This window comes from Parabacteroides sp. APC149_11_2_Y6 (assembly GCF_054506995.1).
On sequence record NZ_CP173709.1, the window covers coordinates 3,108,991 to 3,135,459 of the forward strand.

At 42.0% G+C, this 26,469-nt stretch carries 19 protein-coding genes; 10 read left to right on the plus strand and 9 right to left on the minus strand.

Annotated features, from left to right (window positions below):
* Nucleotides 1-18 precede the first annotated feature (18 nt).
* Nucleotides 19-1,926, minus strand: a complete 1,908-nt coding sequence (gene yidC / locus ACGE0T_RS12915; RefSeq protein WP_459187040.1) for a membrane protein insertase YidC — start codon at nt 1,924-1,926, stop codon at nt 19-21.
* A gap of 9 nt (nt 1,927-1,935) precedes the next feature.
* A complete protein-coding gene (locus ACGE0T_RS12920) occupies nt 1,936-3,543 on the minus strand; it encodes a CTP synthase (protein ID WP_459187041.1) in 1,608 nt (535 codons plus the stop codon).
* Nucleotides 3,544-3,988: 445 nt separating this feature from the next.
* Between ACGE0T_RS12920 and ACGE0T_RS12925 the strand changes: the two genes are divergently transcribed.
* The 9 genes from ACGE0T_RS12925 (at nt 3,989) to galE (ending at nt 12,134) form a co-directional block, all read left to right on the plus strand.
* Complete coding sequence (locus ACGE0T_RS12925) at nt 3,989-5,533, plus strand: DUF3078 domain-containing protein (RefSeq protein WP_459187042.1); 1,545 nt, start codon at nt 3,989-3,991, stop codon at nt 5,531-5,533.
* A gap of 101 nt (nt 5,534-5,634) precedes the next feature.
* Complete coding sequence (locus ACGE0T_RS12930; RefSeq protein ID WP_459187043.1) at nt 5,635-6,054, plus strand: SoxR reducing system RseC family protein; 420 nt, start codon at nt 5,635-5,637, stop codon at nt 6,052-6,054.
* Nucleotides 6,055-6,060: 6 nt separating this feature from the next.
* Nucleotides 6,061-6,927 (plus strand): Fe-S cluster domain-containing protein, encoded by an 867-nt coding sequence (locus tag ACGE0T_RS12935; RefSeq protein ID WP_459187044.1) that lies wholly within the window; start codon nt 6,061-6,063, stop codon nt 6,925-6,927.
* A 16-nt stretch (nt 6,928-6,943) separates the two neighbouring features.
* On the plus strand, nt 6,944-8,275 hold the full coding sequence (gene rsxC / locus ACGE0T_RS12940) for an electron transport complex subunit RsxC (protein ID WP_459187045.1): 1,332 nt from the start codon (nt 6,944-6,946) through the stop codon (nt 8,273-8,275).
* Between the two features lie 12 nt (nt 8,276-8,287).
* A complete protein-coding gene (locus ACGE0T_RS12945) occupies nt 8,288-9,256 on the plus strand; it encodes an RnfABCDGE type electron transport complex subunit D (protein WP_459187046.1) in 969 nt (322 codons plus the stop codon).
* Nucleotides 9,257-9,258: 2 nt separating this feature from the next.
* On the plus strand, nt 9,259-9,906 hold the full coding sequence (locus ACGE0T_RS12950) for an RnfABCDGE type electron transport complex subunit G (RefSeq protein ID WP_459187047.1): 648 nt from the start codon (nt 9,259-9,261) through the stop codon (nt 9,904-9,906).
* On the plus strand, nt 9,899-10,483 hold the full coding sequence (locus ACGE0T_RS12955; RefSeq protein ID WP_459187048.1) for an RnfABCDGE type electron transport complex subunit E: 585 nt from the start codon (nt 9,899-9,901) through the stop codon (nt 10,481-10,483). Before ACGE0T_RS12950 ends, ACGE0T_RS12955 begins: the two co-directional genes overlap by 8 nt.
* An 11-nt stretch (nt 10,484-10,494) precedes the next feature.
* Entirely contained in the window at nt 10,495-11,067 is a 573-nt protein-coding gene (gene rsxA, locus ACGE0T_RS12960; RefSeq protein WP_459187049.1) for an electron transport complex subunit RsxA, read from the plus strand.
* A gap of 26 nt (nt 11,068-11,093) precedes the next feature.
* Nucleotides 11,094-12,134, plus strand: coding sequence for a UDP-glucose 4-epimerase GalE (galE, locus tag ACGE0T_RS12965; protein ID WP_459187050.1), 1,041 nt, complete (start codon nt 11,094-11,096; stop codon nt 12,132-12,134).
* A gap of 82 nt (nt 12,135-12,216) precedes the next feature.
* Here the strand turns inward: galE and ACGE0T_RS12970 are convergent, their stop codons facing one another.
* Nucleotides 12,217-14,184, minus strand: a complete 1,968-nt coding sequence (locus ACGE0T_RS12970; RefSeq protein WP_459187051.1) for a PAS domain-containing sensor histidine kinase — start codon at nt 14,182-14,184, stop codon at nt 12,217-12,219.
* Between the two features lie 557 nt (nt 14,185-14,741).
* Between ACGE0T_RS12970 and ACGE0T_RS12975 the strand changes: the two genes are divergently transcribed.
* On the plus strand, nt 14,742-17,957 hold the full coding sequence (locus tag ACGE0T_RS12975; RefSeq protein ID WP_459187052.1) for a fibrobacter succinogenes major paralogous domain-containing protein: 3,216 nt from the start codon (nt 14,742-14,744) through the stop codon (nt 17,955-17,957).
* Nucleotides 17,958-18,408: 451 nt separating this feature from the next.
* Here the strand turns inward: ACGE0T_RS12975 and ACGE0T_RS12980 are convergent, their stop codons facing one another.
* The 6 genes from ACGE0T_RS12980 to ACGE0T_RS13005 all read right to left on the minus strand — a co-directional run bounded on the left by ACGE0T_RS12980 (nt 18,409) and on the right by ACGE0T_RS13005 (nt 26,462).
* On the minus strand, nt 18,409-19,656 hold the full coding sequence (locus ACGE0T_RS12980; protein WP_459187053.1) for a DUF1015 domain-containing protein: 1,248 nt from the start codon (nt 19,654-19,656) through the stop codon (nt 18,409-18,411).
* 103 nt (nt 19,657-19,759) lie between these two features.
* Nucleotides 19,760-20,683, minus strand: coding sequence for an NAD(P)-dependent oxidoreductase (locus ACGE0T_RS12985; protein WP_459187054.1), 924 nt, complete (start codon nt 20,681-20,683; stop codon nt 19,760-19,762).
* Between the two features lie 2 nt (nt 20,684-20,685).
* A complete protein-coding gene (gene serC, locus ACGE0T_RS12990) occupies nt 20,686-21,753 on the minus strand; it encodes a 3-phosphoserine/phosphohydroxythreonine transaminase (protein WP_459187055.1) in 1,068 nt (355 codons plus the stop codon).
* 176 nt (nt 21,754-21,929) lie between these two features.
* Nucleotides 21,930-23,204, minus strand: coding sequence for a replication-associated recombination protein A (locus ACGE0T_RS12995; protein ID WP_459187056.1), 1,275 nt, complete (start codon nt 23,202-23,204; stop codon nt 21,930-21,932).
* Between the two features lie 244 nt (nt 23,205-23,448).
* Nucleotides 23,449-24,618 (minus strand): site-specific integrase, encoded by a 1,170-nt coding sequence (locus ACGE0T_RS13000; RefSeq protein ID WP_459187057.1) that lies wholly within the window; start codon nt 24,616-24,618, stop codon nt 23,449-23,451.
* A 353-nt stretch (nt 24,619-24,971) separates the two neighbouring features.
* Nucleotides 24,972-26,462 carry a RagB/SusD family nutrient uptake outer membrane protein gene (locus ACGE0T_RS13005; protein ID WP_459187058.1) on the minus strand — a complete coding sequence of 497 codons (1,491 nt, stop codon included), beginning with the start codon at nt 26,460-26,462 and terminating at the stop codon, nt 24,972-24,974.
* Between the last annotated feature and the right edge of the window lie 7 nt (nt 26,463-26,469).

Genomic DNA, 26,469 nt, shown 5'->3' on the forward strand with positions numbered 1-26,469 from the left:
CTTATCAAACAGCTGTTGTTATCTGTTCTTTCTCTGTTGTTTCTGTTTTTCCAACTGAGCCTGTTGTGCTTTCTGGGCTTCTTCCAGACGCCTCATAAAACTGGACTTCTTCTGGGGCTTCTTCTTGTTCGCTTCCAGTTTAGCCAGCAACTTGTCTTCGTTGATTGTATAACGGAAGATCAAAGTCTGCACAATGGTAATCAAAGTCGAAATGAAGTAATAGTAAGTCAAACCGGATGCGTACTGGTTAAAGAATACCAACATCATCACCGGCATCAGATACATCATCGCCTTCATACCCGGCATCTGCTGCTGCCCCGTATTGGTCTGGTCCATATTGAACTTCGTATATACAATGTTCGTAATGGTCATCAACAAACAGAACAAACTGATGTGGTTACCAAAATACGGAGTGATAATAGGAATATAGGTGTTCCAGCTTACTATCGCGTCATAGGTAGACAAGTCGTGTGCCCATAAGAAACTTTGGTGGCGCAACTCGATTGCCGAAGGGAAGAACATGAACAACGCAATCAAAATAGGCATTTGCAGCAACATAGGGACACAACCTGACATCGGGCTGGCTCCTGCGCGGCTATACAATTCCATCGTTGCACGCTGACGCTCCACAGCCTTGTCCTGTCCTGGATATTTAGCATTGAGTTCTTCCACCTGAGGACGCAATACACGCATCTTGGCAGACGACATATAAGATTTGTAAGTCAACGGGAACAGAATCAATTTAACAATTACCGTCAGAAGGAAAATCAACAAACCGTAACTATGGATAAACTGTCCCAGGAAATTAAACAAAGGAATTACAAAGAACTGGTTTACCCAACGGAAAATACCCCATCCCAGCGGAACGATCTTTTCCAGATCGAGCTGGTTTTCTTTGGAAATGCCTTCATCAAAAGACTTCAACAAAGAGAACTGGTTAGGACCGAAATAAAAACGCAGGTTTGTAGCCTCGTTCCCTTTCAGGTCGAAAGGCACAGAGGTCGTTGTTTTGTAATCTTTCAGGAAAGGACTATCTTCCGGCATCATTTTCGAATCCAATGTAGTAGACTCAAAACCTTCGTTGCCGGCAATCAGGATTGAAGAAAAATACATATCCTTGTAAGCCACCCACTTCAAACGGTTTGAAACCTGCTTGCTGTCGTTTTTCGTCTCACTCAGATATTCCACATCGTCAGCCATGAACTTATAATAAATTGTGGCATAACGGTCTTCAAACTTACGTCCTTTTTCCTGCTGGGTGATTTTCTGCTGCCAAGACAAATCCAAAGAGGTTGTTCCCGGAGATAATACACCGTTCAATCCGGTACCTTTGATGGTATATTCTACCATGTAATTGTCCGGCTTTACTGTATAGATAAAATCCAGGTGACTGCCTTCTCCTGTATTCAGGCGCATCGTCACGCTATTCGGGTCGGAACCTTTTACCGGAGTAAAATACAACTCACTGGTATTGACTACACGATTATTCGCCGTCACCAACGTAAAATCAAACTTCGAATCGTTTTCATCAAACAGGACCAGCGGTTCTTCCTTATAATTATCATACTCTTTCAGACGGACATAACTAATCCGTCCACCTTTATTGCTTACACGGATTTCAAGCAAATTATTTTCCAGGACGGTTGAACCATCCTCGCCTGCCATTGCTTCGGCAAAAACGCCGAAATTAGTCTGCAAGCGGGCAACCCGCACCGAATCAGGCAGGTTCTCCAAGGAATCATCCATTTTTGTAGCCGCACTCTCTTCTTTCTTCAGTTCAAGCTGCCTTGCCAACTCCACCTGTGCAAGCGAATCCTGCATCCGGCGCTGTGCTTCCACCTGTTCCGGAGTAGGTTTATTCAACCAGGTAAACGCAATTAATACTACTCCAATAAGCAGAAAACCTATTATTGTATTTTTATCCATCTAAAATTATTATTTTTTATTTTCAACTGCAGCTTTTACGAAGCTCACAAAAAGCGGGTTAGGATTTACTACGGTACTGTTGTATTCCGGATGGAACTGAACACCGACAAACCATTTCAATTCAGGTATTTCCACAACCTCTACCAAACCGGTTTCCGGATTCTCACCCGTACATTTCATGCCGGCAGCTTCGAATTGGGATTTATATTCGCTATTAAATTCAAAACGATGGCGATGGCGTTCCTGTATGTGTTCCTTTCCATAGGCCTGATAAGCTTTGGAACCTTTCTGCAACATACAATCATAAGCACCCAAACGCATCGAACCGCCCATATTGGTAATATTCTTCTGTTCTTCCATCAAGTCTATCACTTTATAAGGAGTATTCGGTTCCATCTCCGTAGAGTTTGCATCCGCCATGCCCAATACGTTGCGGGCATATTCGATCACCATACATTGCATACCCAAACAAATACCCAGGCAAGGCACATCATTTTCGCGGGCATATTTCAAAGCGGCAAATTTACCGTCGATACCTCTTTGTCCGAATCCGGGAGCAATCAGGATACCATCCATATCTTTCAACAGTTCCGCGGCATTGCCGTCATTCAGCTTTTCGGAATGGAACAAATGCAAATCCAGTTTCTGGTCGTTATAGATAGCAGCCTGCAGCAACGATTCGTCTATCGATTTATAAGCATCCTGCAACTCTACATATTTACCCACCAAACCTATCTTCACGGTTTCCGTTGCATCCGATTTCTTTTTCAGGAACTCGCGCCACGGTTTCATTTCCGGAGTAGGACCAACTTCCAGTCCCATCTTCTTCAGGATAGTAACGTCCATATTCTGACGTTGCAGAACCAATGGAACTTCATAGATTGTCGGTACGTCGACAGACTGGACAACAGCGTCTTCCGCCACGTTACAGAACAAAGCCACCTTACGAAGCAAATCGTTGCTCAACAGGTGCTCCGTACGCAATACCAGGACATCCGGTTGTATACCCAGTTCCTGCAATTGCTTTACCGAATGCTGTGTCGGTTTTGTTTTGTATTCTTTTGCTGCCGCAATGTAAGGAACGTAAGTAAGATGCACACAAATACAGTTCTTTCCAAGTTCCCATTTCAGCTGGCGGACACTTTCGATAAAAGGCAAAGATTCGATGTCGCCAACGGTCCCGCCAATTTCGGTAATCACAAAATCAAATTTGTATTTGCTTCCCAGCAATTTTACATTCCGTTTGATTTCATCGGTAATATGAGGAACCACCTGTACTGTTTTACCCAGATAGTCGCCCTTACGTTCTTTATTGATTACACTTTGATAAATACGTCCGGTAGTAATATTATTTGCCCGGGTTGTCGGAACGTTCAGAAAACGTTCATAATGTCCTAAGTCCAAATCCGCTTCATGTCCGTCTACGGTTACATAACATTCCCCATGCTCATACGGGTTCAACGTACCCGGATCAATATTAATATAGGGGTCAAACTTCTGAATGGTAACTTTATAACCTCTTGCCTGAAGTAATTTACCTAATGATGCTGCGATAATCCCCTTACCTAAAGAAGAGACTACGCCGCCCGTAACGAAGATGTACTTTGTATCTGCCACGATAGTAATATTTTAATTATCTGTAATTACACTCTTACATTTCAAAACTGCAAAGTTAGTTATTTTCATCCACATGACAAGGGCTACCCGGTATTTTCCTTTCCATACGGATTTACCGGATCATAGTTATGGTTTTTGAAATTCATAGTTATGATTTGGAAAAACCATAACTATGAATATACAGATACGGCATAACCCCGTACCGACAAAAACAACGCCCGAAAGAGTGCATTTCAAAACATAGGTGTTTTGATTTTAAAACATACATGTTTCGAATGCAAAACACCTATGTTTTGAAAACAGGGGTTGCATCCCTGGTGGGTGTTCACCTTTTTTATCATCCAAGAGGGTTCCGAAGCGGTCAGATTCTCACTGAAAGATTGGTTATCTCATACTTTTTAGCTATTTTTGCGACGGATATATTTAATTCATGTAAAAAGATACTATGTTTGCTAAAAGATCATTTTTAGGATTATTTATTATACTGTTATTCTGTAACCGAACAGGTGCACAAGATATTCAAATTATCGATAACGAACAGCTTAATAAGCAAGCTGTAGTGGAACAGGCCGACACACTCATTCGTGTAGAATTAGACCCGGCAGAACTGGAAAAAATTCCGGATCTCCGGACTGAATTCGAAAAACAGAACAGAGCTTATACGACTCCTGCAACTCCAAGTAAAAATTTACTGCGTTTTTTAAAGAAAAATGAAGAAGCGTCCCTATCTCCCGAGGCATTATATTGGGTAAACTGGGTACGTGATCCTTCCAGCAAATTCGATGAAAATATAACGTTCCAGGATACAATGATTGTCAATCCGCTATTTATCCCTATCTATTTCAAAGGAGGGTTGTTTGCCAAGGACCTGCTGCTTTACGACCCGGACTTCCTTGAAAAACAAAATGATAAATATTCCGTATTCAAACCGGATACGACATTGTTCCAGAATTATAAAATAGACCGCCAACTGGAAGACATGGCATATAACTATGTGCGCTTGAATTATCCGCAGTATTTCCGTTATTCCGAACGGGATCTGCCAAGCGACATCGTACAGACACACTTCATCAAGAAAACGACTTACGAACCGGAATTAATCAAAGTAAATAACGATGCCGACTTCAGCGATGTAACCGGACCTGCCAAGTTCATTCCGGAAAGACGCTACTGGATTTCACATTTCGAGAGTGCAATCCAATTGGCACAAAACTATATATCCCCCAACTGGCATAAGGGAGGTGTAAGCACGTGGAACCTGACAAACCGTGAATATTTTGCCTATAATTACAATAAGGACAAAATCCAATTTGTCAACGAACTGGAAATAAAAACGAATGTTTTCACGGCTCCGAAAGATACATTACACGACTATAAGGTGGGTGATGACATGTTGCGTATCCACAGCAACTTCGGGTATAGAGCCTTCAACAAATGGTATTATACTTTCGATGCTACATTCCAGACCCAGTTATTCAAAAACTATAAGGAGAACTCCATGCAGAAACAAGCGGCATTCCTTTCTCCATTCAGTGTCAACTTAGGTCTCGGTATGAAATACGACTTGGATAAGAAATTTGCCAAACGTCATAAAAGCCTGACATTGTCCGTCAACCTTGCTCCTATCTCATATACATATATGTATAGTGTGGACAAAGAAATTGACTTGGGTCGCCACGGTTTCAAAAAAGATCCGGAGACCGGCGAATTTGCCCATAAGCTAAGCCAGTTCGGTTCGACAATCAATGCCACAACGACATTCCAGATTAACAGGAATATAAGCTGGTATTCGCGTTTCTACTATTTTACCAGCTACGACCGTGGATTAGGAGAATTTGAGAATAGAGTGACACTGGCGATCAGCAGGTTCTTCTCTACCAATATATCACTTAACATCCGTTTCGATGATGCAGTAGATAAAAAGCCTGATTTCGACAGCTATTTCCAGATCAACGAATTATTGAGCTTTGGCTTTAATTACAAATGGTAAGATTGACTTGAGGTTTTTTCATAATAAACTTTGTTAATCCTGTCATAATATCCAAATATTACTTACTTTTGCCTCTGTTTTGCAATGTCGAGATTACAAATATGAGCGAAAGTATCAGTCATAACGGAATTATAGAAAAGATCGACAGTGGAACGGTCTACGTCAGAATTATCCAGCAATCTGCTTGCTCCGGATGCCATGCCAAAAGCATGTGTGCGGCCTCCGAAAGCAAAGAAAAGATTATTGAAGTTCCTGACAATTCCGGAAAATTTCATGTGAATGAAGAAGTACAACTTTGCGGCCGGAGCTCGCTTGGCTTAAAGGCTGTATTTCTTGCTTTTGTTCTCCCGCTCATTATTGTGGTCGGGGCAATTGCAGCAGGTACAAGTATGCAATGGGAAGAAACCACAAGCGGATTAACCGGATTACTGCTCTTAATTCCTTATTATTGCATATTATACTTTTTACGCGATAAACTAAAAAAACAATTTATATTCACCTTAAAGAAACTTAATCATTAAAATATCATGATTTTAATAGCGGTTATTTCATTAGGAGCAATCGGAGCAATCGGAGCGGTTTTCTTATATGCTGCATCCAAAAAATTTGAAGTATACGAAGACCCGCGTATCGCACAGGTCCAGGAGGCATTGCCCGGAGCGAACTGCGGAGGTTGCGGTTATCCCGGATGCGGAGGTTTCGCTGCTGCCTGTGTAAAAGCAGATAGCCTCGAAGGCTTGCTTTGCCCGGTAGGAGGTGCCCCTGTCATGAGTACGGTTGCATCTATATTAGGAAAAGAAGCTACAAGTGCAGAACCGATGGTAGCTGTTGTACGTTGCAACGGTACCTGTGAAGTCCGTCCTCGTACCAACCAATATGACGGTGTACAGAGTTGCAGTATCGCATCCACTTTATATGGAGGCGAAACCGGATGTACATTCGGTTGTTTAGGTTACGGCGACTGTGTTACGGTATGTAACTTCGATGCCATTCACATCAACCCGGCTACAGGAATCGCAGAAGTTGAAGAAGATAAATGTACTTCATGCGGCGCTTGTGTAAAAGCTTGTCCGAAAAACATCATCGAGTTGCGCAAGAAAGGTCCTAAATCCCGTCGTATTTTCGTTAGCTGCGTAAATAAAGACAAAGGAGCCATCGCCAAAAAAGCATGTGCCAACGCATGTATCGGTTGTGGAAAATGCGTGAAAGAATGTCCGTTCGAAGCTATCACATTAGAAAACAACCTCGCTTATATAGACTACACAAAATGCCGCTTATGCCGTAAATGTGTAGCCGTATGCCCGACCGGAGCAATCCATGAATTGAATTTCCCTCCCCGGAAAGAAGCCGCTCCGGCAGCAGATACCAATAAAGTGAAAGAAAAAGAAATCTAAAATAAAATCTAATAGTATGTTAAGGACATTTCGTATCGGAGGTATACATCCGCCCGAAAATAAATTGTCTGCCGGTAAGAAAATTACCGTATTGGCTGCTCCCCGGCAGGTAATCGTACCGCTTAGCCAACATATCGGAGCCCCAGCCCAAGCAGTAGTTAAAAAGGGTGATCCGGTGAAGGTTGGAACGCTCCTCGCCAAAGCTGGAGGTTTCGTTTCCGCTAACATTCATTCATCGGTATCCGGTAAAGTAAATAAGATAGATAATGCTCTCGATGCAAGTGGTTACAGACGGCCGGCTATTTATATAGACGTAGAAGGCGACGAATGGGAAGAAACAATCGACCGCAGCGGAACATTAGTAAAAGAATGTACGCTGTCATCCAAAGAAATCGTCGATAAAGTTGCGGCAGCCGGTATTGTCGGCTTAGGCGGAGCTACATTCCCAACACAAATCAAGTTGACTCCTCCTCCGGGAAATAAGGCTGAAATCGTAATCATCAATGCGGTAGAGTGCGAACCCTATCTGACATCCGACCACTCCCTGATGATGGAAAAAGGGGAAGAAATCCTGGTTGGCGTCACCCTTTTGATGAAGGCCGTAAATGTAAACAAAGCCGTCATAGGCATTGAAAACAACAAGCCGGATGCAATTGCGCTTATGCAAAAACTGGCAGCCGGATATAAAGGCATAGAAGTGATGCCGTTGAAGGTACAATATCCACAAGGAGGCGAAAAGCAATTAATCGATGCGGTTATCCGCCGTCAGGTGAAGAGTGGCGCACTTCCTATCTCAGCCGGAGCGGTTGTGCAGAACGTTGGTACCGCATTTGCTGTATATGAAGCCGTTCAAAAGAACAAACCTTTGTTCGAACGTGTCGTTACGGTTACAGGCAAAGCGGTTTCCGCTCCTTCCAACTTCCTTGTACGTATGGGAACACCGATAAGTGCATTGATTGAAGCTGCCGGTGGCATCCCAGAAAATACAGGTAAAATCATTGGCGGAGGTCCGATGATGGGGAAAGCTTTGATTTCCGCAGAGGTACCCGTAACCAAAGGTAGTTCCGGCGTATTGCTCCTGACTAAAGAAGAATCCGTTCGTAAACCGGTGCGCGACTGTATCCGTTGTGCCAAATGTGTAAACGTCTGCCCGATGGGCCTGAACCCTACCCTGCTGATGAATGCCACGGAGTTTAAAGAATGGGATCTTGCCGAGAAGAATTATATTACCGACTGTATCGAATGCGGTTCCTGTAGTTATACATGTCCGGCAAACCGTCCGTTACTGGACTACATCCGGTCGGGTAAAGGTAAAGTAATGGGTATCATACGTGCCCGTAAGTCATAAAACAAGAGCAATATGGAAAATAATTTATATGTATCGCCCTCGCCCCACATCCATGGAGGCGACAGCATAAGCAAAAACATGTATGGTGTACTGATTGCCCTTGTACCGGCTTTTCTGGTATCACTCTACTTCTTCGGACTGGGAGCATTAATCGTTACGGTGGTTTCCGTATTTTTCTGCGTACTGTTCGAATACCTGATTCAAAAGTTCCTGATGAAAAAGGAACCGACAATATGCGACGGTTCGGCTATCCTGACCGGTGTACTGCTGGCGTTTAACCTGCCGTCCAACCTGCCCATCTGGATTATCATGATTGGAGCGTTGGCTGCTATCGGTATCGGCAAAATGTCGTTCGGCGGATTAGGCAACAACATTTTCAACCCGGCATTAACAGGACGTATCTTCCTGCTGATATCTTTCCCGGCACAAATGACAACCTGGCCATTAGTCGATGCGACCAGTGCTTTCCCGATGACTTATACGGATGCACAGACAGGAGCAACAGTCCTTTCCCTGATGAACGAAGGGGTAACCCAATTGCCGAGCTATACGGATATGTTGCTCGGACGCATGGGAGGTAGTTTAGGTGAAGTAAGTGCGATAGCCCTTATCCTGGGTCTGTTCTATATGTTGTGGAAAAAGATTATTACCTGGCATATTCCGGTATCCATCATTGCTACGGTATTCGTATTCACAGGCATCATGCATTTGGTAAATCCTGTTCAATATGCAAACCCGTTCGTACATCTGTTATCCGGAGGTTTAATGCTGGGTGCTATCTTTATGGCAACCGATTATGTAACTTCTCCGATGAGTAAAAACGGCATGCTGGTTTACGGTGTCGGTATCGGTATCCTAACAACAGTTATCCGCCTGTTCGGTTCTTATCCTGAAGGTATGTCATTCGCTATCTTCATCATGAATGGAGTAACTCCGCTAATCAACAGTTATATGAAACCTAAACATTTCGGAGGAAAATAAGCATGGAAAAATTGAAATCGTCATTACTCAATATGTTCCTTTCGCTTACCATCATCTGCTTGGTGGCAGGAGCGATATTAGCCGGAGTAAACATGTATACATCCGGCCCGATTGCAGCCACCAAAGCTGCCGCCCTGGAACAAGCTATAAAGGAGGTTACTCCCGCATTCGATAATAAACCGACCGAAGAAGCTTATATGGCTGTCACCGCAGACGGTGATTCCCTGAAGATTTATCCGGCAACCAAAGGCGGGGAATTTGTCGGTGCCGCTGTAGAAAGCAATACGAAAAAAGGCTTTAGCGGAGAAATCAGAGTTATCGTTGGTTTCGACGTTAACGGCAAACTGCTGAATTATTCGGTTTTGCAACATGCCGAAACACCCGGACTTGGCGCTAAAATGCAGGAATGGTTCCGCATGGATAAAAACCAGCAGAACGTCTTAGGCAAAAACCTGGCTGACGGTCCGCTGAAAGTAACCAAAGACGGAGGCGATGTAGATGCGATTACAGCCGCTACAATTACCAGCCGTGCATTCCTGGATGCCGTAAACCGCGCTTACAGCGCTTATGCCGCATCTGATGCACATACTGGAGCCACTCAATCATCATCCCCTAACACCGAAGAAAAAGGAGGTAACAACAATGAGTAATCTGAAAGTATTAATGAACGGTATTATTACCGAAAACCCTACATTCGTATTACTGCTGGGTATGTGTCCTACTTTAGGTACGACCTCTTCAGCACTGAACGGTATGAGTATGGGACTTGCCACTGCATTCGTATTAATCTGCTCCAACATGGTTATCGCAGCATTGAAGAATTTAATCCCCGACATGGTGCGTATCCCTGCCTACATTGTGATAATCGCTACTTTCGTAACTGTTGTCCAAATGTGTATGGAAGCATTCGTTCCTGCCTTATATGCCAGCCTCGGGTTATTTATTCCGCTGATTGTTGTAAACTGTATCGTATTAGGACGTGCAGAGGCTTTTGCTGCTAAGAACGGCATCATCCCTTCCGCATTCGACGGATTGGGTATGGGACTGGGATTCACCATGGCGCTTACCTTGCTGGGTGCCGTACGCGAACTTTTGGGAACTGGCAAACTATTCAGCTTCACATTGATGCCGGAACAATACGGTTCACTGATTTTCGTACTGGCTCCGGGAGCGTTTATCGCTTTAGGATATCTGATTGCAATTGTAAACAAACTGCGTAAAGCATAAAAAGAAACGATATGGAATATATACTTATATTTATCGCCGCCGTATTTGTAAACAATGTCGTACTGGCACAATTCCTGGGTATCTGCCCGTTCTTGGGCGTATCCAAGAAAGTTGAAACGGCAGCCGGCATGGGTGCAGCCGTTACTTTTGTTTTGACAATTGCAACAATCGTCACTTTCCTGGTTCAGAAATATGTACTGGATGTTTTCGATTTGGGATTTATGCAGACAATCAGTTTCATCCTGATTATTGCCGCATTGGTTCAGATGGTAGAAATCATATTGAAGAAGGTATCCCCTGCCCTGTATCAGGCGCTTGGTGTATTCCTTCCGTTGATTACCACCAACTGCTGTATCCTGGGTGTTGCGATTTTGGTTATCCAGAAAGAATATAATTTATTAGAATCTGTTGTATATGCAATCTCGACAGCTATTGGATTTGCGTTAGCTTTGATTATCTTTGCAGGTGTCAGGGAACAATTAGCACTGACTCATGTCCCCGAAGGCATGAAAGGTACTCCTATTGCTCTTATCACAGCCGGCTTGCTGGCTATGGCATTTATGGGATTTTCCGGAATTGTATAATCTTACTATTCTAAATAAACACGAAAATGAAACAGAAAATTTTAGTAGCCGGAGGTACAGGTTACATCGGCTCACACACCACAGTCGAATTGCAAAATGCAGGTTATGAAGTTGTTATTATCGATGATCTGTCAAATTCTAATATTGAGGTATTAGACGGTATAGAACGTATCACCGGTATCCGTCCCGAATTTATCCAACTGGATTTGAAAGATAAAGAAGGTACCCGTGAAGCATTGAAAGCGCATCCGGGCATCAAAGGGATTATCCTTTTCGCTGCAAGCAAAGCTGTAGGTGAATCTGTTCAGCAACCTCTGAAATATTACCGCAATAATATCGTTACACTGGTCAATTTGCTTGAACTTATGCCGGAATTTGGCATCGAAGGCATCGTATTCTCTTCCTCATGTACGGTATATGGCCAGCCGGCTCCGGAAGACCTGCCTGTAACGGAAAGCGCACCGATTAAACCGGCTACTTCTCCTTACGGAAATACAAAACAGATCAACGAAGAAATTATCCGCGATACAATCCATGCCGGAGTGCCTTTCAAGAGCATCATCCTGCGTTACTTCAACCCGATCGGAGCACATCCTACTGCCGAAATCGGAGAATTGCCAAACGGTGTACCTCAGAACCTGATTCCTTACCTGACACAAACTGCTATGGGTATCCGCAAGGAATTAAGCGTATTCGGAGACGATTATGATACTCCTGACGGTTCTTGTATACGCGATTATATTAATGTGGTAGACCTGGCGAAAGCCCATGTAATCGCGATGGACCGCATGTTGAACGGCAAATCAGCAGCTAATGTTGAAATATTCAATCTGGGTACCGGCAATGGCGTTTCCGTCCTGGAACTGATAAATACATTCGAAAAAGCAACCGGCGTAAAAGTTCCGCATAAGATTGTAGGACGCCGCGAAGGTGATATCGAAAAAGTATGGGCGAATCCGGAACATGCCAATAAAGTATTGGGCTGGAAAGCTACGGAAACATTGGAAGATACACTTGCTTCTGCATGGAAATGGCAGGAAAAACTGCGCGAACGCGGTATTATGTAACCGGCTGTTCCATTTCATCATAAAAAAAGAGATTGCTAAAATAAGCAATCTCTTTTTTTATGATATACCGATAACGTATTCTTTATTTATCGGCAGTAGGCAAGGGTAATGTAAACCAGAAAGTAGCTCCCTTTCCTTCTTCAGACATTACTCCTATCTCCCCTCCCAATTGCCTGATAATTGTTTTGCTGATAGTAAGTCCCAAACCTGTCCCCTGCTGGTAGCTATCTAACTTTACAAAACGGTCGAAGATGGCTTTCTGCCCTTCTTTCGAGATACCCATTCCCGTATCTTCAACAGATACATACACATCGGTACTCCGTACGACATAGGAAATTGTGATGCTTCCTTTCTTCGTAAACTTGATCGCATTTGTCAGAAAGTTGGAAAGCACCTGCTCGATACGTCGCCCGTCAGTATGCAAAATCAATGAGGGGTGTCCCGGAGCGAAAATCATTTTTACTTCCGGTGTCACTTCCAAGGCATGCATCGAATACACATCCATGCATATTTCTTTTAAATCGACATCCGTAAAAATATAATCGAACCTGCCTGCTTCTATTTTGGATATATCCAATATATCATCTATCAATTGAAGCAGAAGCGTATTGTTTTTATTTATAATAGAAATAAATTCCTGTTGCTCTTCCTTATTAGCGGCATCCGGCAGTAAGGAAGAAAAGCCGACTATGGCATTCAGGGGCGTCCTGATTTCATGGCTCATATTCGCTAAAAATGCCGATTTCATTTTATCAGCCTCACGTGCCTTTATCAATTCTATTTCATTCTCCCTGTCACGCGTAATATCCCATATCATGGAGATAAGCAGAGGAGAGTCGCTTTCGGCAAGGCTATCTATCTTTACACGGATAATATTTACAATCTTCAATTTTCCATCCAACGTCTTATAGTCTACGGCATACTGGACACTTTGCCCGTTTTTAATGGCATATAAATCCTGTTCGCGGATACGTTCGGCAGTTTCCTTGTCCGTGAACAATTCAAAATCGTTCTTACCTAATACAGCACCGGTTGTTAATCCCATAAAATGCTCGGCAGCCGAGTTAAAATAGAGAAAACGGAAATCTTTCTCTATCTCTTTCACAACCACAACCACCGGTATATTATCCAAAATGGCACGCATCAGATTATTCAGGAAATCCACACGCTGCCTGCTTTGTACAAAAGTACTCGCATCACGGGCAATAACGACTACCTCGTTCTCCGCATAAGGGATAATACGACAAAAGAAATATTTTATATTCCCGTTTTTTAAGTGAATGGAAAAAGAAATATTTTGTTCTTTTTGAACTTCAATAGTCTTTTTTATAGCTGAATGAAAAGAATTTACAACATCGGGTTTCAGCCAATCACTAATGAACGAACCCTTCAATACTTCCGGAGATTTCAATAGATTTTCCACGGAACCGGCGTACACATCTATAATTCTCCCGTCTTCCGTCATTGTCATAACAGCATCTTGCGTTGCATTGAGTATATTCCGGTATTTATCTTCCAGTTGGTATATTTTATCCTGGAGGTTCTTTTGCTCTGTAACGTCTGATAAATAATATACAATATGGCTGGGGGTTCCGTCTTCATTGTATTTATAAGGCTGGACGTTTGCTTCCACCCAAATAACCTCATCGCCAAACAAGCGCCTGTACTGAATGCTGTAGCTACTGATCTCTCCCTTAATAAGACGGATAAAATGGTCGTAAAATACATTCTGACGATCTTCCGGATAGATGGTTTTCAGAAAATCTTCTTTTTTCCGGAAAGGTTCTATTTTTAAGCGGGAATTTTTACCTCCGTATACATTCAATTCATAATCGAGATGAATAATATCATTTTTCACATCATATTCCCATATCAAAGAATCTCCGACATTAACGGCAGCTTTAAGTATAGCCAGTTTTTCCTGAGACTGATAATCCCGCTGCATCTTCTCCAAATCTTCATATACATGATGGCTCTGTTCTTTTTCAAGTTCCAGAGTTTCCAGACGTTTTATAAGTTCTTCGCGAGATAAATCAATATATTTTTCCATTAAACGCACTTTTTGGGTATCTCTTCTATACTACAAACAAAAGTAATAAAATACAAGAACATTCCGGCTAATAAATCAGATGAAATTCCATACGAATCAACGCTTTTCAAGTGTACACCCTTCATTTTGGAAATCTCTTTGGATAGTTCTCGTATTTTTGGGAAAACTTTCTGAGGTTGGTGGGAAAGAATAAATAATGCACTAAAGATAATATATGGAGTCCAATTAAGACTACGTTAAGATTTCACAAATATATAAAGATATTACTACATATTAATACCATAATCCTTTGATTATTAAAGCTTATTGCTTATTAAAACTTCCCAGAATCTTGAGAATTTATGAATCTCAACAACTTTCACGGCATGAAATTTATTAAGATATCCTAATTTTTAACATAGTCTTAATTGAACTGTCGATATTATTTTTTGTAAACTACCCAATTGGATAGTAATCAGACGCAAATTCATTTTTGACGCGGATTGCGCGAATAAACGCGGATTAAAGACAACAGGAATAGGGTAATAACAAACATAAACAATTAAATATCTATGAAGATGAAAACAGAACTACAAGATCTATGTCCCTCTATCAGACTTGTACAGGCACTCGCGGCAAGTATATATCTACTTGCTGCCGTGCTGCTTGCTTCCTGTACGGCAGAGGCAGACAAGACAGACCGCACATCCACAGGCGGAACAGACTGTGCTAACAAACGCGAAGTACTTCTTTCTTTTAAGAACAAACTCACAGTGAAAACAACCAAAACAGAGACAAAAGCAGATGTTCCTATTGCCACCGAAATGGAGAACGAAATCGCTACGCTCGATATCTATGTATTCGGAGCCAAGGCAGAAGGCGACGCTTATACCTTCCGTGAACGGTTCGCTTACCGGCAGGACGGTTCGGCACTTCCGGCAGGAGCGAAAGAACTTAACCTTACACCAAGTACGGATAATGCTACTACTACAGCATTATTGGAACTCCAAAAAGGCTTATTCGTTCGCCTTTATTGCATTGCCAACCAAACAGACTTGATTAATCCTGTTGATGGAAATATAGTAGCAGATACTTATTTTGCTCCGCTTACTTACGATGTGGAAACGGGACTCCTGACAGACGGTATCCCAACTGAACTACAATTTCAGAAATACCATTCCCCACTACTGGCTAATGCCTCCCCGGCATTAGGCTTACCCCTCCCGATGACAGGCGCACAAACGACTCCTATAGACTTGACAGACTTCGCCTCTTCCGCCCGTGTGCAGGTAGGCTTTAAACTGACCCGCACAATGGCTCGCTTTGATGTAAGCAATATAGAGGAGGGCTCTAAATTCCATTTGGAATCTATCTCGATGGGCAACGGACGGAGAGGAACGACCTTCTTTCCGGTTAAGGTATATGGTGCTGCCACAGCAGCAGACGGGGAGTTAATTACTTACCCGGCAAGTGCTTTTGAAGGAGAGAATGCAAATAAAGGCTTGCAGGTATCCGCTTTCTACAGTTATCCAAGTTTGTTGGAAGATGAAGGTTTCCTGATTCTGAACGGTACTTATCAGGTAAACCTGACGGAGAAGAAAGAGGTAACTTATCAGATTCCTTTCAAGCAACAAACCTCCGATGGAGGCTCTGTTGAGTTGGAAATCAACCCCAACCACCGGTATACCATTGGTATCACTAAAGTGGACAAATATCATCTGGACTTTACGCTGGATGTAGCAGATTGGGATGACGCCGGCAATGTTGACGACTACAACCCGTCCGGAAACGGCAATGCACTCGCGCTGTCGGTTATTATACCGGACGATATGAAAGACAGGGTCGACTATACGGAAGAAACCAGTACCGTTGCCATAGAAGCCCAAGGAGGGTTCTCTTTTGATGTACTGGTTAGTAATAACATGCCACTGGATGTTACAAAGAATTATACAGGAAGCGCCGCCGCACAGGACTGCGACTGGCTGGAAATAAGCGCTCCCACAGAGATAACCAAAGCATCAATAGACGGCTATCGCTATACCATCTCAGTGAAATCAGGGTATGACAAGGATACCTATCCAAAAGCGGTTTTCCGATTTACGGACAGAATAACCGGAGACGAAAGCATCCTTCGGGTAACACAGGCGCCACCCATATCCGTTATTATTCCCGAGGATATGAATGGCAAAGTCGTCTATACGGAAACAAGCCGTACGGTGGGTATCGAAGCTACGGACAATTACCGTTTCAATGTACTGATTAACAGCAAGGCTCCCCTTACCATGAGTAAAGAGTATGCCGGAGGCTCGGAAATGCAGCAGTACGACTGGCTGGATGTAAACGAACTGCCTGAATTGACAAGGGCAACCGTAGAAGGAAAGAGCTATGCTGTTTCAGTGAAACCGGGCTATGACAAAGACCTTTGCCCTGATGCAATTGTTCACTTTACCGATACGGAAGCCGGATTCGACAACGTGCTTTACGTAAAACCGCTCCCGGCAATGCCGGTTCTGAGTTCCGCAGCAACTGTAGCCCTCCATGCTGAAGCGAATTACTCGGTTCCTTCTTTTACCATTACCGGAAAGAGTGTGGGCGGTTCCAAAATCTCCGGTCCAGACTGGCTGACTTATGAAACGACAAACAGCAGTACCAATCTTTTTTCTTACACCGTAAAGTTAGACCCATCGAAAAGCAGTTTCCCGACAGCGGTTCCCGGCGAACAAACTATCCGCATAATAAACAGCGGGGATGAAACCAAGGTCGTAGAGGTAAAGGTCAGCTTTACCGAAGCGAATGCGTGGATAGCATCCGACCTTGCAAATTATGATCAATATACATCGGACGGTTATCGCGTGGGAACAGGAGGTAAAACGATGACGGTATCGTTCTATAGCATGTTTGCCACTCCTGCATTATCAACTTCTTACGATAGCAATTATTGTTCCTCAAAGAACGGGGGAAATACCTGGCTAAACAGTTCCAAACTGGCAAAAACGGAGATCGTTAATAACCGCCGTAAATACACTTACAACATAGTTGTGACCGGTTCAAGCGGAACGGATGCGGCTTACCAGCTTCACAGGGCTGTAATGAATATTAAGCAGAACAGCACAACTATTAAATCGTATACCCTTTGGCGTGGTGCGTCTTATATCCGGTATCCAGCCGGAGGCGGTAGTCCTTATTATACAGCTATCAGGAAAGGTTCTTATTATTGGGCTCCCGTTAATTGCGGTGCAACCCGCGTGGCTCAGGCTGGCGACGGAAAAAGTCCCGGAACAGTAGCCGGAACCGGCAATCTCTACCAGTGGGGACGTTATGATTATACAAATCATGGTGGTTCTACCGCTTCCGGTCCTATAAGTAATTCCAGACCCAATAATAATACCTTTTATAAAGCACCCAACAGCCCTTGCAACTGGTTGAACAGTCAAAATAACACTTTGTGGAATGGTAGTAGTAAAGGGCCAAACGACCCTTGCCCGGCAGGATACCGTGTACCTACTATAAATGAATTGAAATCTATTGGGAATGCAACCTCTTGGGATGGAAGCGGCGGTTTATTCAAAGTGAATGCAGAGAGCGGCTACCCTCAGCTCATTTTGCCTGCTGCGGGCATTCGCTACCATAGTGACGGTTCGTCCTACTATCAGGGTTCCTACGGCTACTACTGGTCGTCGTCGATTCCGTCGGGTAGTACGGGCGCCAGCTACGTGATCTTCGGCAGTGCTACGTTGGACCAGATGTTGGGCAACGGGGCGGACGGCTTCTCTGTTCGCTGTTTACGAGTATAAAAAAAGGTCGGCGAATTAGCTAAGGCAGTTCTGTGATAGCCAACCGCATTCGATTCATTTAATTTACATCTCCGGAGGTATACAATAGCAGGATGCAGTGCTGTAAAACAGCTTTGCTCACAAGCAATATCAGAAAACAGCACCGCATTTTCATTTCGCTGGCGAGCGAAAGCAGGATACATCACTGTTTGATACCCTCGCTCGCCAGCGAAGCCATAAAACAGTGCTGTAAAATCGATTCGCTCATCAGCGGAGGCTTCAAACAGCGATGTAAAGCCTCTTCGTTCACCAGCGAAGACATAAAACAGCACTGTAAAACCCTTTCGCACGTCTGCGGAGGTATAAAATAGTACTATGTCCCACTTTCGCACGCCTACGAAGCAATTTCTATTATAAAATAAAAAAGCTATCTTTCAAAATGAAGATAGCTTTTTTATTTTATCCGAATCGTTTAATCCAACTTATGTATTACAAGTCCGGAACGGAGTTTCGGTTCAAACCAAGTTGTTTTAGGAGGCATAATATTACCGGTATCAGCGATATCCATCAACTGTTTCATGGTAACAGGATAAAGAGCCAAAGCTACTTTCATTTCGCCGCTATCCACCCGCCGTTTCAGTTCACCCAAACCGCGAATACCGCCAACGAAATCGATACGCTTGTCGGAACGAAGGTCTTTAATGCCTAAGACTTCATCTAATATCAAATTAGAAGAAATCGTAACATCCAGTACACCTATTGGGTCATTATCATTGTAAGTACCCTCTTTAGCAGTCAGAGAATACCATTTTCCACCTAAATAAAGAGAGAAATTATGAAGCCCTGCCGGTTGATAAATACCGGTACCCTTTTCTTCCACAACAAAATTCTTCGCCAACTTAGCCAGAAATTCATCTTCGGACAGTCCGTTCAAATCCTTTACCACCCGATTGTAATCGATAATCGTCAACTGGTTTGCCGGGAAACAAACAGCCATGAAATAGTTATATTCTTCGTCACCACGATGGTTCGGATTCTGGCTGGCTTTTTCTGCACCTACTAAAGCAGCAGCAGCCGAACGGTGATGTCCATCGGCAATATAAAGGGCAGGCATTCCTTCAAATAATTCGGTAATACGTGCAATATCCGCATCTTCGTCAATAATCCAGAAAGTATGTCCGAAGCCGTCGTCTTTTGCCACGAAATCATATTCAGGCTTGCGTGCGGTATATTTAGCAACAATTTTATCCAATTCTGCATTGTCTGGATAAGCAAAAAACACCGGTTCTATATTGGCATTATTCACACGCACATGTTTCATACGGTCTTCTTCCTTATCACGGCGGGTCAATTCATGTTTCTTGATTGTGCCGTTTGTGTAATCAGGAACATATGCACCGACAACCAGACCAAACTGCGTCTTGCCGTTCATCGTTTGTGCATAAACATAGTAACATTCTTTTTTATCCTGTACCAGCCAGCTCTTTTCCTGGAACATTTGGAAGTTCTCAGCAGCTTTCAGATAAACAGCAGGATCATGTTCGTCGGTTCCAACCGGGAAATCAATTTCCGGTTTTATGATATGGTATAATGATTTTTCATTTCCTTTGGCTTCTTCGCGGGCTTCTTCTGAGTTCAAAACATCATAAGGACGAGAAACTACTTGTTCTACTAAATCTTTCGGAGGGCGGACACCCTTAAAAGGTTTTATTTTTGCCATAACTATTCTGTGTTTTTTATGTTACTAATTTAAAAGGAAGTCCGTAGAAACACAATGAATTACATGAGGTATTTCTACGGACTTTGATAAAAGGATATACTGTTTATTTATTTACGCGGAACTTTTCGATACCCTCTTTCAAGAAGCCTTCAATCTGTTTAGCGGCAGCAATACCTGCATTAATATTAGCTTCCGCAGTTTGTGCGCCCATCTTTTTCGGTGTAGAGAAATAACGGCCGGCAAATTTGGAAACAAACTCTTCGTTGGCGGCAGGCATAATATCTGTTACATATTTCAGGTCTGCACGTTCTTCCATCAACTTAATCAATTCGGCTTCGTTGATTACCTCTTTACGAGCGGTATTAACTAAAACACCACCTTTAGGCATCTTATTTACCAAAGCATAATTGATAGAATTCTTTGTTTCGGCAGTAGCCGGAATATGCAAAGAGATTACATTACAAGTTGAATATAACTCTTCTGCTGAAGCGACAGCTTTCACTCCATCTTTTTCGATTACTTCTTTCGGGCAGAAAGCATCGAACGCATAAATTTCCATTCCGAAACCTTTTGCAATACGAGCAACATTACGCCCTACGTTTCCGTAAGCATGGATACCCAATTTCTTACCCATCAATTCCGTACCGGAAGTTCCGTTATAGAAATTACGGACAGCCATTACCATCATACCGAAAGCTAATTCCGCAACGGCATTGGAATTTTGTCCCGGAGTATTCATCACGCATACATTATGTGCTGTAGCGGCTGCCAAATCTACATTATCGTAACCGGCACCTGCACGAACAACTATTTTTAATTGCTTTGCAGCATCCAATACTTCTGCATCTATAATATCGCTACGGATAATAATTGCATCCACATTTTTCACTGCATCCAGCAATTCTGTTTTTGATGTATATTTTTCAAGAAGAACAAGTTCATCACCTGCACCTTCCACTACTTCACGGATACCTTTCACAGCTATCGGAGCAAAAGGTTTATCTGTTGCAACTAATACTTTTGCCATAATCAATGATTCTTTTCAAATTCTTTCATACATGCAATCAAAGCTTCTACGCTGCTCTTCGGCATTGCGTTATACAGAGAAGCACGGAAACCACCGACAGAACGGTGACCTTTGATACCTACCATACCTGCAGCTGCTGCAAATTTGCTAAATTCGTCTTCCAGTTCCTTATATTCATCATTCATAATGAAACATACGTTCATAATAGAACGGTCTTCCGGGGCAACAGTACCTTTAAACAGTTTGTTACGGTCGATTTCATCATACAGGATAGCTGCATTTTCTTTGTCTTTCTTTTCCATTGCAGCAATACCACCCTGTTCCTTATACCATTTCAATGTCTGTAAAGCAGAATAGATAGGCAATACAGGAGGAGTATTGAACATAGAATCTTTCTTAATATGCGTATTATAATTCAGCATAGTAGGGATAGGACGGTCTACATGTCCAAGTGCATCCACACGTACGATAGCCAGTGTTACACCTGCAGGAGCCAGGTTTTTCTGTGCACCGGCATAGATAATATCATATTTGGAAATATCAATCGGACGAGAGAATATATCAGAAGACATATCAGCAACCAGACGTTGTTTTACATCCGGGTCATTACGCATTTCAGTTCCATAAATCGTATTGTTGGAAGTAAAATGGAAATAATCAGAATCTTCTGCGATTGAATATCCTTTAGGAATATAAGTATAGTTTGCATCTTTAGAGGAAGCAACAACTTCTACTTCTCCAAATAATTTAGCCTCTTTAATCGCATTGGATGCCCATGTACCTGTATCCAGATAAGATGCTTTTTTATTTAACAGGTTATAAGGAACCATACAGAACTGCATACTTGCACCACCACCCATAAATACGACTTCATAACCAGCCGGTACGTCCAGCAACTCTTTAATCAACGCACGCGCTTCATCATTGACGGCAACAAATTCTTTTCCTCTGTGAGAAACTTCAAGAATTGACAACCCTGTTCCTGCAAAATTTTCTACTGCTGCTGCAGTATTCTTAATTGTGAACTCACTCAGGATAGAGGGACCTGCAGAAAAATTGTGCTTCTTCATACCAATGTCTTTTTTAATGTTATATAATTTAAGTAACGCATTTTTCAAAAAAGTGCGGCTAATGTACGGATTTAATTAATAAAGCAAAGCCTTAAAATGGAAAATTCTTATCAAAAAGCTATCTTTTTGCTTCTTTTTATAACTTTTTATCCACAAGTAGGGCTTTTCTGTGTCAGTTAATACCGATCACCCCATAAACGTTTCATTTGCTCGATCAGCTTCTGTTCTGACGGATTTTCCTGTCCTTTCCATAACCGTTTATTCAAAATCTCTTTCGGAAGAAAATCTTGTTTGACAAAATGATTCTCATAATCGTGGGCATACTTATAGTCTTTTCCGTAGTTCAACTCCGCCATTAGTTTTGTAGGAGCATTACGCAAATGCAGAGGGACAGGCAGGTTTCCTGTACGCTCTACCAGATCCAAGGCCTCATTTATTGCCATATAAGCCGAATTACTTTTAGGACTACAAGCCAGATAAACTGTTGTTTCTGCTAAAATAATCCGCCCTTCCGGCCAACCGATTTTTTTCAAAGCTTCAAAACAAGCATTTGCAAGCAAAAGAGCATTCGGATTCGCTAATCCGATATCTTCAGATGCTGAAATAACCAGGCGACGGGCTATAAACTCGGGGTCTTCTCCTCCTGCCACCATCCGGGCAAGCCAATAAATGGCAGCATCCGGGTCACTACCCCGTATAGATTTGATAAATGCCGATATGATGTCATAATGCATCTCTCCACCCTTATCATACGCCGCAGGATTTTCCTGCAAACGCTCTACAACTTTTTCGTCCGTTATTTCAATCTTATCATATTCTTCTTCAGCAGCCACTACAAGTTCCAATATATTCAGCAACTTTCTCGCATCCCCTCCGGAATAGCGCAGCATGGCGTCTGTTTCTTTCAATATTATATTCTTTTCCTTAAGAAGGATGTCTTCTGTAACTGCCTTGTGCAATAAAGTCAATAAATCAGTTTTATCCAACGACTTCAACACATATACCTGGCAACGTGATAACAAAGGACGGATCACTTCAAATGAAGGATTTTCTGTTGTCGCTCCGATTAATGTAACCACTCCCGTCTCTACGGCATTCAACAATGAATCTTGTTGCGATTTACTAAAACGATGAATTTCATCGATAAACAGGATTGGAGATACCGTATTAAAAAAGCGGTTACTTTTTGCTTTTTCTATCACCTCACGGACATCCTTTACTCCCGAACTAATTGCACTCAATGTATAAAACGAAGCTTCCAGCTTATTTGAAATGATTTGTGCCAAAGTTGTCTTTCCAACTCCCGGAGGTCCCCATAATATAAAAGAAGGAACACGACCGGCATCTATCATCTTTCTAAGAACAGCTCCCTGTCCTACCAGATGCTTCTGCCCGATATAGTCATCCAACGTCTTCGGACGTAATCTCTCTGCTAACGGTTGATTCATCATGCAGACAAAAGTCGTATATTTTATTTACTTTTCAAAATATAATTCGTGTAAAATTTATGGGCATTTTTAATGTTTGACAGCAGTTTTTTATAGCAAAAAGACAGATACAACCTACAGACACACTAGTATGAGGCATATTTAAATTTCATTTTGTCAAAATCACAATCACTTATATCCTTTCAAATAACTATAATCAGCCTCGCCGAAAAGGTCTTCTCCGGCGCTTTCCGGCGAGCCAGAAATTTTACCACTTCACTCTGATATTCTCTAAATCACGTACAACCGTCATATCCATAATATTACTATAGATTTCTGTAGTACGCACACTTTTATGTCCTAACAATTTCTGTACGGTCGTGATATTGGCACCATTATATAATAGTAATGTTGCATTTGTATGACGGGCAACATGAAAAGATACCTTTTTATCTATGCCGGCTACAATGCAAATTCGTTTCAATTGTTTATTGATATTAGAATTTGAGGAAAGCGGGACATTAAACAATGTCTTCTTATTATTCCTTATATATTGCTCATAAATAACCCGCGCTTTACCATCAAAGAGCAAAAACAAAGGAAGCCTCACGCTGACATCTGTTTTAACGGATGAATAAATCAACCAAAGCTTATCATCTATCATATGGAAATTTTCGCGCGTTATACTTACAATATCAGAAAAACGAAGCCCCGTATAACAGCTAAACAAAAACATATCCAAAGCCCTTCTCAATGTCGAGCGAAGTCTTTGGCTTATAGACTCTAACTGGTCCAGTTCTTCCGGTGTAAGATGCCCTCTCTTGCTTTCCATATATTTAATTTTATACTTACGGAAAGGATACCTTTGCAATTCAAACAAATCTTTGTTAATAGCCAGATTTACATAGCGTTTCAAATGTTTCATATGTTTGGCTATCGTATTCCTATGATACTTGTGCATTAAAAGATAATATTCAAAATCGCAGAGGAAATTAAAGGTTAAATCGTCAAAAGTAACTGTCCGCTTATAGGAAGACAACACCTGCAAAGTGGACAAATGATTTTTCAGGGTTGACTCCTTCAAATTGGAATGAGCAATTTCCTTATGCATAAATTCGGTGAAAGAAATCATATCCTCATTTGACGAGTTATCTTTTAATCCTCTCAAAGAAAATAATTTTCCACTTTGAACCATTTCCAACTCCTTACGTTCCAAATTTGAAACGTAGTCTGAAAGATATTGATTCAATGAATCCATATTCGGATGATTCTTCACCATCCGCCTTTTGCTATCCCACTGACAAGGTTTTACATACACCTTTGTTGAGAAATACTTTTTTTGCCTGTTCAGGTAGGCCTCCACCTGAATCAAAGCTTTTCCATCTGCGTTCAATAGCTTCTTCCTATTGAACACTAAGTTGTAAATAACTTTTTCCATGATACATTTAATTTCTGAATGAGAACACGAAGGAACAATAATATGTTCTTTATTTTATACAAGACAAACAAAAAGTTTGTTACAGCCCAAGAGGACCATATTCATTCTTCTTATACACAAGCCTATTCAAATCTTAGATTTATACACATTTCCCGAAGACACAACAATGAATAATAAAAGACTGTGATTTTTCCGATTTTTTCATTGGTGATAACTTTTTAAAGAATCTTTCATCTTCTATATATAACTGAAAAAGAAGCTATAAGACACACACACATTCATTTACAAAAAAAGCCAACTAATCGATTTTGAATTAGTTGGCTTTCATATATGGAAATACTAAATATTGCTATTTAATAGCCTGGATTCTGCTGCTTTGCGATATTGGGATTCGCATCCGTTTCTGTTACAGGTATCGGTAAGATAGCCCGGAAATATGTTCGGTCAAATTTCTGCGACTCAGCATTCAATGAATAATGGAAACCTTTATCTGCATCACTTGTGTAACGGACTACGGTTTCGTTATTTCTCATTGCATCAAAGAAGCGGTGTCCTTCGCCAACCAATTCTTTACGCCGTTCGAGTATAATACGGTCGAGGTTCGCATCGGCATCGGCAATAGTTGCAGCATCGGGGTTTGCACGTTTTACAATCGCATTCAAATATTTAGCAGCCACATCATTCTTATTTTGCTTTGCCGCTGCTTCCGCTGCATTCAGATATACTTCAGACAAACGGATAACCGGTAAATTGTTTAAACGCATATCTCCTGACTTATCAGCCGGGAATTTGTTTACGAACACTTTGGTTTCACCGAATTTCTTAATTAAATCTTTATCCTTAACTGCTTTTAATATAATTTCATTACGAACATCCTTCGGATCTTTTCCAAGCATATCACTGAAAGACTTCGTTACGATAGCATCTGCATATCCGTTTTCATTATATAAGTAAGCAATACCTTCACGGTCTGCCCAGTCGTCAGAGCTTTCGTTGATAATTTCGAATATCATTTCGTTGGCATGAGCACCGTTGTCTTTGTTCCATGCATCCACATACTCTTCATTTTTCCACAGTTCATATCCGGAATGTTCAATTACATCTTCTGCCAGTTCCAACGCTTCTTTATTTTTACCCATATACAGGTAAACACGAGACAACAAAGATTTAGCGGTCCATACATTGAAATAACCTTTACTCTTCTTCGTTTCCATATAGTTGCTGTTGATAGCATCCGTCAAGTCTTTTACTACTTGAGTATAAACTTCAGCAACCGTATTACGGGTTGGCAACTCATCACTATCCAGCCTTTTAGTCATAACCGGAACGCCCAACGAAGCACCATTGTCTGCTGTATAGGGCATAGCATAAATACGGACAAGGTCAAAATGCACCAATGCACGCACAGCTTTTGCTTCTGCATAAATTTTGCCTACCTGTGCCTCGGTAGCATCCGTAACCTGCTTATTATCGATAGATTCAATCAGACCGTTTGCACGACGGATTACATTATAAGGAACATTCCACATATTAGGTGCATCGTCTGCCGTATATCTCATCTCATAACAGGAGGAAGAACGCATTCCCTGATCTCTTGCCTGCATATCATCTCCACGTACATCTCCATAATAGAACATACGTGCTGCATAATAAGAATTGAAGGTCGAGTTACCCTGCAAACCGTCATACATTCCATAATAAGCAGTCAAAGCATCATTATAATTTGTTATAGACTCCGAAGTCTCCACTCCATCCGATGGCTTCAGGTCCAGCCAGCTATTTCCACAAGCCGTAAGTGTAAACATAGCCAGTGCAACAGAGATAGATTTATATATCTTTTTCATATTACTC

What these genes read in the sequence shown, in the direction of transcription:
- ACGE0T_RS12995 (WP_459187056.1), bottom strand. Translation starts at nt 23,204, where the DNA reads ATGATGAATCAACCGTTAGCAGAGAGATTACGTCCGAAGACGTTGGAT.
- ACGE0T_RS13000 (WP_459187057.1), bottom strand. Translation starts at nt 24,618, where the DNA reads ATGGAAAAAGTTATTTACAACTTAGTGTTCAATAGGAAGAAGCTATTG.
- rsxC (WP_459187045.1), top strand. Translation starts at nt 6,944, where the DNA reads ATGTTAAGGACATTTCGTATCGGAGGTATACATCCGCCCGAAAATAAA.
- rsxA (WP_459187049.1), top strand. Translation starts at nt 10,495, where the DNA reads ATGGAATATATACTTATATTTATCGCCGCCGTATTTGTAAACAATGTC.
- serC (WP_459187055.1), bottom strand. Translation starts at nt 21,753, where the DNA reads ATGAAGAAGCACAATTTTTCTGCAGGTCCCTCTATCCTGAGTGAGTTC.
- ACGE0T_RS13005 (WP_459187058.1), bottom strand. Translation starts at nt 26,462, where the DNA reads ATGAAAAAGATATATAAATCTATCTCTGTTGCACTGGCTATGTTTACA.
- ACGE0T_RS12955 (WP_459187048.1), top strand. Translation starts at nt 9,899, where the DNA reads ATGAGTAATCTGAAAGTATTAATGAACGGTATTATTACCGAAAACCCT.
- yidC (WP_459187040.1), bottom strand. Translation starts at nt 1,926, where the DNA reads ATGGATAAAAATACAATAATAGGTTTTCTGCTTATTGGAGTAGTATTA.
- ACGE0T_RS12935 (WP_459187044.1), top strand. Translation starts at nt 6,061, where the DNA reads ATGATTTTAATAGCGGTTATTTCATTAGGAGCAATCGGAGCAATCGGA.
- ACGE0T_RS12950 (WP_459187047.1), top strand. Translation starts at nt 9,259, where the DNA reads ATGGAAAAATTGAAATCGTCATTACTCAATATGTTCCTTTCGCTTACC.
- ACGE0T_RS12945 (WP_459187046.1), top strand. Translation starts at nt 8,288, where the DNA reads ATGGAAAATAATTTATATGTATCGCCCTCGCCCCACATCCATGGAGGC.
- ACGE0T_RS12980 (WP_459187053.1), bottom strand. Translation starts at nt 19,656, where the DNA reads ATGGCAAAAATAAAACCTTTTAAGGGTGTCCGCCCTCCGAAAGATTTA.
- galE (WP_459187050.1), top strand. Translation starts at nt 11,094, where the DNA reads ATGAAACAGAAAATTTTAGTAGCCGGAGGTACAGGTTACATCGGCTCA.
- ACGE0T_RS12925 (WP_459187042.1), top strand. Translation starts at nt 3,989, where the DNA reads ATGTTTGCTAAAAGATCATTTTTAGGATTATTTATTATACTGTTATTC.
- ACGE0T_RS12985 (WP_459187054.1), bottom strand. Translation starts at nt 20,683, where the DNA reads ATGGCAAAAGTATTAGTTGCAACAGATAAACCTTTTGCTCCGATAGCT.
- ACGE0T_RS12975 (WP_459187052.1), top strand. Translation starts at nt 14,742, where the DNA reads ATGAAAACAGAACTACAAGATCTATGTCCCTCTATCAGACTTGTACAG.
- ACGE0T_RS12930 (WP_459187043.1), top strand. Translation starts at nt 5,635, where the DNA reads ATGAGCGAAAGTATCAGTCATAACGGAATTATAGAAAAGATCGACAGT.
- ACGE0T_RS12970 (WP_459187051.1), bottom strand. Translation starts at nt 14,184, where the DNA reads ATGGAAAAATATATTGATTTATCTCGCGAAGAACTTATAAAACGTCTG.